Here is a 12,405-nt window from a genome sequence, read left to right as displayed (position 1 = left end):
AACGCTCTTTGACGTATCCAGGCCAATGCGAATAAGATTTTCCACGGACGGTCTCCCTTGTTTGAGATCTGCAACGACCTCATTCTGGCACATCACGATGCCGTCGGGGGCCGTCCACCCCAACACGGACTGAATGTCCGCTCCGCTCCGGCTTCTCGAAACCACCACCATATGGCTCGCCAGAGCGAATTTCGAAACAGGCTCTGAGCCGGCGACCTGCCTGCCGCAATCACAGCCGGTTGCGGATCAGCATGGTGACGACGAAGAACGCGCCGACCGAACTGGTGATGATGCCGATCGGCAGTTCTTGCGGCGGCAGCAGCGTTCGGGCCAGAAGATCGCTGGCCAGCAACAGCACCGCGCCGAAGACGGCACAGCTGGTGACCAGGCGCAAATGCAAGGGACCCGCCAGCGGCCGCGACAGATGCGGGATCATCAGCCCGACGAATCCGATGACGCCGGCCACCGAAACCAGGATGGCCGTCGAGAAAGCGGCGACGAGAAAGGTCATCCGGCGCATGCGCGCCACTGGCACGCCCAGGCTTTCGGCGGCGTTTTCGCCGGCCAGGAAAGCATCGAGCCGTCGGTGGTTCCACAGCGCGTAAGCCAGAATGGTGCCCGCACCCAGCGCGCCCAACCAGACGTTGTCCCAGCGCGCCAGGCCGAGGCCGCCCATCGTCCAGAACAGCACAGAGTGGGCGGCGCGCTGGTCGCCGGCAAAGACCAGATAGTTGGTCAAGGCGGTGAACATGAACGAGACGGCAAGGCCGGCAAGGATCAACCGCTCAGGGCCTTGCCCCCTGACCCGCGCGACCAGCAGCAGGACAACACCGGCAGCCAGGATGCCGCCGGTGAAGGCCGCGACCGGCAACGTCCAGATGCCGAAACTGTCGCCGAAGACGGTGATGACGGAGACGGCACCGGCGGCGGCGCCCGACGACAGGCCGAACAGGAACGGATCGGCGAGATCGTTGCGGGTCACCGTCTGCAGCAGCGCACCGACGACGCCGAGGCCGGCGCCGACGCAGATGGCCAGGATCGTGCGCGGCAGCCTGAGATCGACGACGATCTTGCCGACCGGCCCGGATACGTCGTGCCCCCTGAAGCCGATTGCGCGGCCAAGTGCTGCAACAACGTCGGTCAACGGGATCAGCGTCGAGCCATAGGCGATCGACAGCAGAGCGAGAGCGGCGATCGCCGCCGCCCCCGCCAGCATGGCCAGCGCAAATGACGGATGGCGCAAGCCTGGAAATGCGTCGCATCTGTCAGGACGCGTGCGACGCCCTTCCAGGGTCTTTTGTTCATGCATGTCGTTGCCCCAAAACCGCTGCGCACTTTTGGGCGACAGGCATCAAAACGCTTCCGGATGCATCGCCTTGGCGATCTTGTCGATTGCTTCGATATTGGCGGGTCCGGGCGTCAGTTCGGCATAGCGCAGGGCGACGAAGCGCTCGTTCTTGACCGCGTCCGTTTCTTTCATCGCCGGATGCGCCTTCAGGAACCCAAGCAGTTTCTTGTAGCCGCCGCCGTCCTGGTAATCGAGCAGGATGAGGAATTGCGGATTGCGCGACGCCACCGTTTCCCAGTCCGTGTTGCCCCAGCTGGTGTCCATGTCGGCCATGATGTTGTCGCCGCCGGCGGCTGATATCATGGCGCTGGGGATGGCGAACTTGCCTGCGGTGAACGGCTTGTCCTCGCCGGAATCGTAGAGGAACACCCGCGTTCCCTTACGGTCGCCGACTTTGGCGGTAATGTCGGCGAGCTGCGTCTTCCAGCCGGAGACAAGCTTTTCAGCCTCGGCCTCCTTGCCGAAAATCTTGCCCAGCTTTTCGACGTCGCCATAGAGCAGGTCCATCGAGGCGGCGGGGCGGTCCTTGTCGAGATGGACGCAGCTTTCCGTCAGCACCAGCGTCTTGACGCCATGCGGGGCAAGCGTGTCCGGCGTCACCTCGCCGCCGGGCTTCATGCCGTAATACCAGCCGGCGAAGAAGAAATCCGGCTCGACGGCGACGAGGTTTTCGAGCGTCGGGTATTTCGGCGCCAGCTCCGGGATCGAACCCTGCTCGGCCTTGAACTCGGGACCCACCTTGTACCAGCCGGTGATGCCGGTCAGGCCGACGATCGACGGCTGCAGGTTCAGTGCGAAAGCCATCTCGGCCATGTTGAGATCATGGATGACGGCGCGCTTCGGCGGCGCGTCGAAGGTCAGCGGCTTGCCGCAGCTATCGACGGTCACCGGGAAGGCCAGGGCTGTCGAGGCCAGCAGCGAGAAGGCAAGCGAAAAGGCTAGGCGTGTCACGGGTGTTGCTCCTTGTGGATGGGATCGGGTCGACTACGGAACGGCTTCAATCAGGATGGCGGCGCGGCACGGTTCGGCACATCGAACACCGTCAGTTCGCGGTCTTCGGTCGGATGGCGCAGACGCAGCACATCGATGCCGAAAATCTCGCGGATCAGCTTTTGGGTCAGCGCTTCGCGCGGTGCGGCGAGCGCTTGCAGACGGGCATGGTTCATCACCGCCACCCTGGTGGCGAAAGGCGCGACCAGCGCCAGATCGTGCAGCACCGCGATCACCGTCGTCTCGAAGCCGGCCACTAGGTCAAGCAGTTCGCCGCGGGCGCGCGGGTCGAGATGGTTGGTCGGCTCGTCGAGGAACAGGATTTTTGGCTGCTGGGCGATGGCGCGCGCCAGTTGGGCGCGCTGGCGCTCGCCGCCCGACAGGGAGCCGATGGTGCGGCCAAGCAGCGGCAGCAGGCCGGTCCGGCGCAGCGCATCGACGACAATGTCGCGTTCCTCGCGCCTGCGCCGCAGCCCGGCGTGCGGGACGCGGCCAAGCTCGACATAGTCGATCACCGCCAGCCGCGGATCGGGCTGGTCGGTCTGGCCGACAACGGCGATATGCAACGCCCGCTCGGCGGCCGAAATCCTGTCCAGCCGGCGCCCGCCGAGCTTCAACTCGCCGGAACTTGGCCGCAGCATGCCCGACAGCATGCGCAGCAGCGTCGTCTTGCCGGCGCCATTGGGACCAATGATGGCGAGGCGGTCGCCGGCGGCCACCGACAGGCTGACCGCCTGAACCAGATCCCGCCCATTCGCCATGGCGCAGAGGTCATGTGCTTCGAGAAGCGCTGCGCTCATCGGTTGCTGCCCGCCGGATTGCCCGAACCGGGGATGCGGGCCAGTGTCTTGCCGGCCAATCCTGCCGGACGCTGACCGGAACTGCACCAGCCATCGGCGAGCGAGGCGTAGAGTCCGGCGAACCGCACGAGATCGCTGACATCGGCTCGCGCGTCGATGGAGCCGAAGAGATAGGCAGCCTTGCCTTGCGCCTGGAAGGCGACCGTCAGCGGCCGTGAGCAGCCTGCCATGCAAGCCACGCCTTCGACCGCGAAGCCCTGCGCCACGGCCGGCTCGTTGTGGGCCGAAAGCCGGGAGCGCAAATCGCCGCAAAGGTCTTCGCCAGACCTGACCCCGGTCACGAGGTCACGGCAAAGCGTGCACACGATGATGCGATGATCGATGGAGCCGTCCAACTTTCCGTCACTTTCCAAAACTGGCGACGGAAGGAAGCTGGCGAAGCGGCCGACAAGACCGGGATTCGCGTTTCCTCCCGGCACACCCCGTCCGGTCAACTCCGTGATGGCAGGTCTCCTGGCTCGCGGGTCGTTGCGCCATCCTGCCTTCCCAGCCTTGCCGGCCAGTGGCATTCACGGATTTTGCTCGCCGCTTACAGTTGCGGGGGCAGCCACGGCCTCGACCCCTGGGGATCTCACCGTGTTCCCTTTTCACCCCTCGCCTTTCGACTCGGGGACCATCACGGCCTCAGCCTAGATTTCCACCAATCGCTTCGCAATGGGTTTCTCGGACGAAGTGGCGGACCAGCTATGGGAACAGGCATTTTACGGTATCGATATGTAATAACATTACTTACTTAGAAGACGCCTCCTGGCGCTGTCAAGTGAAGCCCGCCGAAATGGGCTCGTCGGCGGCCAGGGGCGCTCGAACGCTGGCCAGATCGGTGCGCGACTGTGACGGGATCGGTGCGATTGCGCGGGATGCGCAATTTCGATCAAACTGGCCGCGCCAGGAAACGGCAGGATGATCTGGCCAATGCGAGGAGCAAAATGAACCCGACCGAGAAAGCGCTGTGGTTCGTCGAAAGTCATCTGCCGGAGGCTGTTACACTCGACGATGTCGCGCAAAGCAGCGGGGTGTCGCGTTTTCATGTGACGCGGGCTTTCGGCGCTGCCACGGGCCGCTCGGTGATGGGCTACATGCGCTCACGCCGGCTGACCGAGGCGGCGCGCAAGCTGGCCGGCGGGGCGCCCGACATCCTCGCCGTCGCGCTCGACGCCGGCTACAACTCGCATGAGGCGTTCACCCGCGCCTTCCGCGATCAGTTCGGCACCACGCCGGAACTGGTGCGCGCGCAAGGCACACTCGACAAGCTCGATCTCGTGGAGCCGATCCTGATGGACCAGTCCTTCCTCACCAATCTCGAACCACCGCGTTTCGAGACCAGCCGGCCGTTCCTGATTGCCGGCCTCGGCGAACGCTACAGCTGCGAAAGTAGCGCCGCCATTCCGATGCAATGGCAGCGCTTCGGCCCCTATATCGGCAACATTCCGGGCGAGACCGGCGACGTCGCCTATGGCGTCTGCGTCAACGGCGACGATGCCGGCAATTTCGACTACATAGCCGGCGTCGAAGTGTCGGACTTTTCCGACCTGCCCAAGGACTTCTACCGGGTGCGAATGCCGGCGCAGAAATATGCGGTCTTTGCCCACCGCGAACACATCTCGACCATCCGCCGTACGGTCAACACGATCTGGAACAAATGGCTGCCGGCCTCCGGGCATGAGATCGCGGACGCGCCGGAATTCGAGCGCTATGGACCGGAGTTCGATGCCCACAGCGGCAATGGCGGGCTGGAGATCTGGATACCGGTGAAGGCCTGATCACGCCATCGGCAGTGCCGGCCAGCGATCGGTGATCCTGCCGCCGGAAAACACCGCGATCGACCCGAACTGCTGCAGCACGGCTTCGCTCTGCGTCGGCCTTAGAAACGCGTAGTCGCCGGGCTTTGCGGTCGCGTCGGCGGGCAAGCCCATGAATTGCTGGTTGGAGGACAGGCCGAGCAGGCCGTTCGCCTTCATGCCTTCGGGGAACACCGGCTCGGCCATCCACTTGCCGCCATAGAGATAGCAGCCCTTGCGCGGAAACCGGCCGAGCGCCTGCAGCAGGCGGGTGACGGCCGGCGGACCGGGCAGCATCGGCTCGACCATTTTCAGCATCGGCGTGGCGATGAAGGCCGCCGGCTGGAAGCCTTCTAGGCCTGGTGTATCGAAGTCGCTGGGCAGCACGAAGGCCGAGCCCATCGAGGCCTCGTTGGCGACGCTGCCATGATGAAGCAGCGCGGTCTTGCTGCCGCCGATGTTCAGGATACGGCGCTGGTCGGCGCCGAGACAGACGACGAACGCCGCAGCCTGCGCCGACGCCTTTGCCAAGGCTTTCGCCGGCCCGCCGAACAGACCCGGAATGAGCGGCGCATGCGCCTCGTAGGCCATGACGCCTTCGCAATGCAGCCGGGCCGGCAACGCGCTCAACGCCTTTGACAAGGCCTCAGGACTGGCAAAGCCGCCGCGGTGCAGCCCGACATCGATCTCGAAAGCGATGCGCAGGCCGATGCCGAGTTCGTCAGCGAGAGCGCCATATTCCGCCAGTCTCTCCTCGCTGTCGATCAGCCAGCAGACACGCGACCAGCCGGCGTCAGCTTTCACCAGCGCCGCTCTCGCCGCGCCGATCGGCATCGGCTTGCCATACAAGAGATCGGCATCCGGAAACGCCTTCAGCACCGCCTCGCTGATCGGCGGATGGAAGGTCATGAAATGACTGGTGCCGAGCGCCTTGCCGATATGCGCAAGCAGCGGCAGGCAGGCGAGGGATTTGTCGACCAGCCGCACGGCAAGGCCGGGATCCAGTCTCCCTTTTACCAGGGCAATGTTTCCGTCCAGCCGGTCGCGGTCGAGCAGCAGGCAGGGTTGGAAGATGCCGGCTTCCTTCAGCGCATCCGACAGGGTGGAAAAATAGGCGCTCATGTCTCGATGCCGAACAGGCCGGCCATGTAGGGCGAGACGAAGCGGTTTTGCGGATCGATGTCGCGGCGCACCGCCATGGCCTCGTCCCAGCGCGGGTAGAGCTTTTTCAGCTCCGCCGCTTTCAGGCTGTGGATCTTGCCCCAATGCGGCCGGCCGCCATATCTGCGGAAGATCGGCTCTGCCGCCCGCATGAAAGGCAGCGGATCGTTCGCCGCGTCATGGTGGATGGCGATCGAGCAGGTGAGCCTGTTGTAGAAGGGCGAGAGCCAGAACTGGTCCGGCGCGACGGTGCGCACCTCCATCGGGAAATAGACCTCGGGAAAACGCTTCTCGGTCAGCTCGATGATCTCGGCCAGCGCCTTCGGCCCCTCCTCGAACGGCAGGTGATATTCCATCTCGTTGAACTTGGTCTGCCGGTCGCTGGCATAGACGTTGAGCCAGTCCTGCACGTAGTCCTCGGCCGGCAATTTGGCGATGGCGCCCAGGATCAGCCGGCCGCGCAGCGATGGCAGCCAGGCAAGCCCGGTGCGCAGCCGGCGCAGTGTCCTCAACCCGGCCTCATCCGCTTCCGGCGGTCGCGGGGTCGGTGCTGCGTCGCTGAGATCACTGGCGATGAACTGCGCATAGCCGGAAAACGGAATGTAGTAGAATTCGGCCGACCGATGCGCGGCCATCATCGCCTCGAAATCGCGCAGCATCTCGGTGATCGGCAGCACCCATTTGCGGCGGCGCAACCGGTAGGTCGCGATGTTGTTCAGCGTCACTTCGGTGAGCACGCCGAAAGCGCCGAGCGCAACGCCGATGGCGTGGATCATGTGATCCCCTGCCCGCTTGAAGTCGCGGACCTTGCCAAGCCCGTCGACGATCCGCACCGTCTCCAGCTGCGTGTGATAGGCGCCGAGCGTCGGTCCCGAGCCGTGCGTGGCAGTGCCCAGCGCGCCGCCGATCGCCTGGCGGTCGATATCGCCCATGTTGGGCAGGCCTTGGCCAATGTCTTGCAGGATGCGCATCAGTGCGCCGAGCCGGGTCCCTGCCCGCACCCGCGCCTGATGTTTTTGCGCGTCGTGCGAGACCAGCCCTTCCAGTCTCTCCAGGGACAGGATCGTGCCCTGCGATTTCACCAGCGGCGTGAAGGAATGACCGGCACCGGCGACGCGCACCGGGCCAGGCGCGGTCCGGACGAGATCACCGAGTTCACCGGCATCGCCGGGGCTGGCGATCAGCCTGGGCTCGGCACTTACAAAGCCCGACCAGTTGCTCCAAATGTTTGACATGCCACCTCCCCGCTCAGGCAACCGCACGACGGCGATGTGACACGAGGACGAAGAGACCGAGCAGCGCCACGCTTGCCACCGCGCTGGCGGCGGCGAATTCCGGCACCGGCCGGAAATCCTTGCCGTCGATCAGCAGAGACGCCGCGATCGGCCCGATCGCCAGGCCGAAAAGCTGGGCTGCCGGCACCAGCAGCACGGCGGTGCGTGTCTCGTCGGCGGTGATCGCCAGACGGATCTGGTAGGGCACGATGAACAGCAGGATAAAACCCATGGCCAAGGCAGCGATCCAGAACGTCGTCAGGCCAGGGCTGCTGGCAAGAACCAGGGAACTGACAAGCGCGACGACGCCGATCGCCGCGATGGCAAGGCGATAATCGATGCGCGCCTCGAACGCGGTCGCCGTCATCGCCCCCAGGACCTGCACCGCGAGGCTGGCCGAGACAATCAGGCCGACGGTGCGGCCATCGATGCCGTATTGCGCGCCTAGCGGCTCCAGAAAAGCCCAGACCGCGCCGAAGAACATGAAGTAGCAGAAGACCGACAACAGCGCGGTCATCGAGGGAACAGTCAGCACATTGGCCAAATTCTCTTCCTTGGGCAGGTCGGCATAGTCACCGGGTACGGTGAAAGCGACCGCCAGCGACACGACGCAGACGAGGGCAAGAATGATGAAGCCACCCGCCGACCCGGCGGCCGGGATGACATAGAGCGCCAGCAACAGGGCGAGCGCGCATTGCGCCAGCGTCTGCATCGTGACGAAATAGCCGCCGATGCGCTCGGCGCGCCGCGAGCGGGCGATCAGTTCGGTGGCGATGGCGACCAGACCGCCCTCGGCGAGCCCGGCAAGGGCGCGGGCCGCAATCAGCATGTTGGCGCTCGCGGCATAGGCCGTCCACACATTGGCCAGCGCCAGCAGCAGCAGAAGGACGGCACTTTTCCAGCGCATATTGTGGGCCGAAAGCAGCATCGCCACGACGGCCGAACCGATGGCAATGGCGATCATCTCGGCGGTGGCGACCAGCGCCAGTTCGTCGCCGCTGACATGGCCCTCTGTGTAAAGGGCGCCAAGCAGCACCGGCTGCAGGCCGAGGATGAGCAGGCCGACCGAGCCGATCCACAGGGCCGAGGCGAGCTGCCAGCCGGTCGGATTGCCGACCAGCCAGTCGCCACTGCCTGCATGGCCGGTATCTGTCGAAGCCAAAGGCGCCTCCCAACGTCCTTGCCGCGCGGCAAAAAAGCTGACAACCTGTCAGTATTTCAGAAACTGATACTTGATCATATTTCTTGTCAACCGGAATCTAAAAACCGTGCGAAAGATCGGTGCATGACGGAATTGAAGAGAATGGCGACCGAGCCGAGGCGCAGGCCCAAGCAGGAACGCAGCCGCGAGCGCATCGACGCGATCCTGTCGACGACCATGCGACTGATCGGAGAAAAGGGTATCGACGCCGTCACCATGAAGGAGGTCGGCATGCTGGCGGGTGGGCCGATCGCCACCGTCTACCACTATTTCCCCAACAAGTCGGCGATCCTGGCGATGCTCTATGATCGGTTTTCAGAGGTCAGCCGGGCACGGCTGACGACGATCATCGCCGAAATCCACGAGGCGAAAGATGTGATCGTGGCCGCTGACCGGCTGCTCGATGATTATCTCGGCCGTGTCGCCGGCGATCCGGCCATCCAGGATCTGCAGAACGCCATCCAGGCCGACAAGGCGCTCAAGAACCGCGACATCGCGGAAACCCGGCATCAAGCAAAGATGTTCTGCGACCACGTCATCGCCCTGATCGAACCCGAGAAGCGCGAGCAGTTCGAACGCATGGTTGTCCTGATCTTCCAGCTCGCCGGAGGCGTGGTGCGCCTGGCGCTCGCCGAGGGCGAAGCGGAAAGCCGCCGGACGATCGAGGATTACCGGTCGATCATTCACACCCAGCTGCGGCTGTTTCTCTAGAACGTCCGATGACGATCTCAGCCGAGCCTATTTCGCCGGATGGATGAGGCCTTCGAAGCCGTGTGTCAGATCGGAGGCGCCGGCCGCGAACATCTTGACGAGGTTTTGCGGACGGCCGGGAGTCTTGTTAGCATCGAGGAGGACGGCCCTGCCCTCGTGCATGACGAAATCGAATTTTCCATAGTCGAAGCCGAGTTCACGCCGACGCTCACGCAATTCGTCGGGCACCGGGACGGGCTCGCGCCGGATCGTTTCCGATGCCTTGACCAGGCCGTTCGGGGAGATGTAGCGGGTGCAGCGCTCGCGCTCTCCGCAAAACACCCAGAAACGAACAGCAAACCCGTCGGGTTCTCTCTCCGGAATGAACTTTTCCACGACGAGATCGTCGCAATCAAAGACGCCATCTGGAACGTCGCCGAGAGATCCATGGATCTCATAGGGACACAAGTTTGGCAAATGCGGAAACGGCGGCTGTTTCCCCGCGCGCTCGGATCGCCGGTTGAGGAGTGTCTCCGGAATACCCCGATTGTTGAGATTGCTTTTGACGATCACCTGACCTTGCCAGCTGTCCGTTTTGTCGATCAATGCACCGCTGATCCGCCGCTTGGATATGTCGGCGGCGCCGATGTTGAGGCAGAATGCAAAACTCCGGGCGTAGTCGACATAGTCCATGGGCGTCACCGTGGCATCGACATGCAATACCGCCATATCGGCGCTGACCGGCTTCGACAGGCCTTGCTGAACCCGAACCGAATGGCCGCGCCTTTTCAGTTCCGCAAGAATGTCGAACAGCATGTATGGGCTGCTCCTGCGCAGCAGAATGTCGCGCCTGCCCAGGAATCTGTCATGCTCATGCGTTATCACGGCGATGCGCGCCACCATCTACCTCCTGGACAGTCTGTAGATGCCTTGAAATGTCTTGGCTTGTCCAACGACCTCTACTAAGCCCCGGTGGGTATCAAAAATCCAGGCGTCCAGGGAACAATGGCATTGCATGACAAATCATTGGGACGATTACCACCGCCATTGGAAACTTCTGGAAGCGCCACTCCGGCCGACAGCGGAAACCGTCGCTATATTCGATCGCGAACTTGATCTCGGAAATGCCGATGTCCTTCTCTTGGGGGTTACCCCGGAATTGGCAATTCTGGGCAGGTCTATGTTGGCGGTCGACCAGTCGGCGGCCATGATTTCCGGCGTATGGGCCGGCGACGACGGCTCGCGAAGGGCAACCGCCGGCAACTGGCTTAACCTGCCCGTGGATCACGCAAGCATCGACGCCGTCATCGGCGACGGATGCCTGTCGGCGGTCGATTCCCAGGCCGCGCGCAGTTCGTTGTTTGGCGAGATCGCCAGGGTGCTGAAGCCTGGCAGGCGCGCAGCGATCCGCGTCTTCGCACGACCGGAAACGGCGGATGATCTGCGCGGCATCGAAGCTCTGGTTCTGGCCGGCGGGATCGAGAATTTCCACGCGCTCAAATGGCGGATCGCGATGGCGTCCACGACCGACGACCGCGATTTCGCCATCAAGGTGGCAACGATCCGCGACACATTCGGCAGCCTGTTCCCAGACCGCGAAGCTCTTGCCGCGCGAACAGGATGGAGCATGACCTCGATCAACACGATCGACGTCTATGCAGGCTCGGACATAAGCTACAGCTTCGCGACGCTGGCCGCGCTGACCGAAGAGGCCGCCAACTGGTTCGGCGACGTGCGCGTCGTGCCGAGCGGCACTTATCCGCTGGCGGAACGGTGCCCGCTGTTGGTGCTCGGTTCGGCCAGGCACCGGTAAGTTCATCATCCTGCCAAGAGGCGCTCCGAGTGCCTTGACTCCGGCGAGCCACCAGCCTATTTCAGCGCCACGTTAGCACTCGCCTTTGGTGAGTGCTAACCACATGTCCGGCGCCGCCGGATGGAGGAACTGTTTCTCACCGTTCTCATCGAGGAAGAAAAAATGGCAAAGTCGAAGTTCCGCCCGCTTCATGACCGCGTGGTCGTTCGCCGGGTCGAATCCGAATCCAAGACCGCTGGCGGGATCATCATCCCCGACACGGCAAAGGAAAAGCCGCAGGAAGGCGAGATCATCGCCGTCGGCTCCGGCGCTCGTGACGAAGCTGGCAAGCTGGTCCCGCTGGACGTCAAGGCCGGCGACCGCATCCTGTTCGGCAAGTGGTCGGGCACCGAAGTCAAGCTCAATGGCGAAGACCTTCTGATCATGAAGGAATCCGACATCATGGGCATCATCGGCTGATATCAGGCCTTTCCGTCAACTGAATTCCCGGGCTCGATCAAAGCCCCTGCCAGGAGCTAAAAATGGCTGCCAAAGACGTAAAATTCTCCCGTGATGCCCGCGAGCGCATGCTGCGCGGCGTCAACATCCTCGCCGACGCGGTGAAGGTCACGCTCGGCCCCAAGGGCCGCAACGTCGTCATCGACAAGTCGTTCGGCGCCCCGCGCATCACCAAGGACGGCGTCACCGTCGCCAAGGAAATCGAGCTTGAAGACAAGTTCGAGAACATGGGCGCGCAGATGGTCCGCGAAGTTGCTTCGAAGACCAACGACATCGCCGGCGACGGCACCACGACCGCAACCGTTCTGGCGCAGTCGATCGTCCAGGAAGGCCACAAGGCCGTTGCCGCCGGCATGAACCCGATGGACCTGAAGCGCGGCATCGATCTGGCCGTGACCGAAGTCGTCGCGGCGCTCGGCAAGGCTGCCAAGAAGATCAAGACCTCCGAGGAAGTCGCCCAGGTCGGCACGATCTCGGCCAATGGCGACGAGTCGGTCGGCAAGATGATCGCGGAAGCGATGCAGAAGGTCGGCAACGAAGGCGTCATCACGGTTGAAGAAGCCAAGACCGCCGAGACCGAACTCGAAGTCGTCGAAGGCATGCAGTTCGACCGCGGCTATCTCTCGCCCTACTTCGTCACCAACGCCGACAAGATGGTTGCCGAGCTCGAGGACGTCTACATCCTCCTGCACGAGAAGAAGCTGTCCAACCTCCAGGCCATGCTGCCGGTTCTCGAAGCCGTCGTGCAGACCTCGAAGCCGCTGCTCATCATCTCGGAAGACGTCGAAGGCG

At 63.5% G+C, this 12,405-nt stretch carries 13 protein-coding genes and 1 riboswitch; of the genes, 5 read left to right on the top strand and 8 right to left on the bottom strand.

Annotated features, from left to right (window positions below; genetic code table 11):
* Positions 1 to 229: 229 nt before the first annotated feature.
* The 4 genes from EOA16_RS32235 to EOA16_RS32220 form a co-directional block, all read right to left on the bottom strand.
* Entirely contained in the window at positions 230 to 1,216 is a 987-nt protein-coding gene (locus tag EOA16_RS32235) for an iron ABC transporter permease (RefSeq protein ID WP_127261720.1), read from the bottom strand.
* Positions 1,217 to 1,351: 135 nt separating this feature from the next.
* Entirely contained in the window at positions 1,352 to 2,299 is a 948-nt protein-coding gene (locus tag EOA16_RS32230; RefSeq protein WP_127261718.1) for an ABC transporter substrate-binding protein, read from the bottom strand.
* Positions 2,300 to 2,349: 50 nt separating this feature from the next.
* A complete protein-coding gene (locus EOA16_RS32225) occupies positions 2,350 to 3,138 on the bottom strand; it encodes an ABC transporter ATP-binding protein (protein ID WP_127261717.1) in 789 nt (262 codons plus the stop codon).
* Positions 3,135 to 3,533: a DUF1636 family protein gene (locus EOA16_RS32220; RefSeq protein WP_245456073.1), complete on the bottom strand. Its 399-nt coding sequence runs from the start codon at positions 3,531 to 3,533 to the stop codon at positions 3,135 to 3,137. The genes EOA16_RS32225 and EOA16_RS32220 overlap by 4 nt, the downstream gene beginning before the upstream one ends.
* A gap of 90 nt (positions 3,534 to 3,623) precedes the next feature.
* Positions 3,624 to 3,831: riboswitch (cobalamin riboswitch) on the bottom strand.
* A gap of 293 nt (positions 3,832 to 4,124) precedes the next feature.
* On the opposite strand from EOA16_RS32220, the gene EOA16_RS32215 reads away from it, so the two are divergent.
* Positions 4,125 to 4,958, top strand: a complete 834-nt coding sequence (locus EOA16_RS32215; RefSeq protein ID WP_127261715.1) for an AraC family transcriptional regulator — start codon at positions 4,125 to 4,127, stop codon at positions 4,956 to 4,958.
* Here the strand turns inward: EOA16_RS32215 and EOA16_RS32210 are convergent, their stop codons facing one another.
* From EOA16_RS32210 to EOA16_RS32200, 3 genes are read right to left on the bottom strand one after another with little or no spacing between them, the layout of a single operon-like run.
* Complete coding sequence (locus tag EOA16_RS32210) at positions 4,959 to 6,098, bottom strand: alanine racemase (protein WP_127261714.1); 1,140 nt, start codon at positions 6,096 to 6,098, stop codon at positions 4,959 to 4,961. It abuts the gene before it with no gap.
* Positions 6,095 to 7,372: a D-arabinono-1,4-lactone oxidase gene (locus tag EOA16_RS32205; protein WP_127261713.1), complete on the bottom strand. Its 1,278-nt coding sequence runs from the start codon at positions 7,370 to 7,372 to the stop codon at positions 6,095 to 6,097. The genes EOA16_RS32210 and EOA16_RS32205 overlap by 4 nt, the downstream gene beginning before the upstream one ends.
* A 13-nt stretch (positions 7,373 to 7,385) precedes the next feature.
* Positions 7,386 to 8,573 (bottom strand): MFS transporter, encoded by a 1,188-nt coding sequence (locus EOA16_RS32200; protein ID WP_127261712.1) that lies wholly within the window; start codon positions 8,571 to 8,573, stop codon positions 7,386 to 7,388.
* A gap of 123 nt (positions 8,574 to 8,696) precedes the next feature.
* Between EOA16_RS32200 and EOA16_RS32195 the strand changes: the two genes are divergently transcribed.
* Positions 8,697 to 9,323, top strand: coding sequence for a TetR/AcrR family transcriptional regulator (locus EOA16_RS32195; RefSeq protein WP_164754456.1), 627 nt, complete (start codon positions 8,697 to 8,699; stop codon positions 9,321 to 9,323).
* Positions 9,324 to 9,350: 27 nt separating this feature from the next.
* Here EOA16_RS32195 and EOA16_RS32190 read toward each other — a convergent pair whose 3' ends face one another.
* Complete coding sequence (locus EOA16_RS32190; RefSeq protein WP_245456072.1) at positions 9,351 to 10,205, bottom strand: hypothetical protein; 855 nt, start codon at positions 10,203 to 10,205, stop codon at positions 9,351 to 9,353.
* 112 nt (positions 10,206 to 10,317) lie between these two features.
* Between EOA16_RS32190 and EOA16_RS32185 the strand changes: the two genes are divergently transcribed.
* From EOA16_RS32185 to groEL, 3 genes are all read left to right on the top strand, one after another.
* On the top strand, positions 10,318 to 11,115 hold the full coding sequence (locus tag EOA16_RS32185; protein ID WP_127261710.1) for a methyltransferase domain-containing protein: 798 nt from the start codon (positions 10,318 to 10,320) through the stop codon (positions 11,113 to 11,115).
* Positions 11,116 to 11,277: 162 nt separating this feature from the next.
* On the top strand, positions 11,278 to 11,574 hold the full coding sequence (groES, locus tag EOA16_RS32180) for a co-chaperone GroES (protein WP_006203049.1): 297 nt from the start codon (positions 11,278 to 11,280) through the stop codon (positions 11,572 to 11,574).
* Between the two features lie 62 nt (positions 11,575 to 11,636).
* Positions 11,637 to 12,405: chaperonin GroEL (gene groEL, locus EOA16_RS32175; protein ID WP_127261709.1), on the top strand; the 769-nt coding region annotated here is incomplete at its 3' end.

The organism is Mesorhizobium sp. M7A.F.Ca.US.008.03.1.1 (assembly GCF_003997495.1).
Lineage (GTDB): Bacteria > Pseudomonadota > Alphaproteobacteria > Rhizobiales > Rhizobiaceae > Mesorhizobium.
The sequence above is the reverse complement of the archived record's forward strand: the minus strand, read 5'-3'. Positions and strand labels throughout refer to the sequence as shown.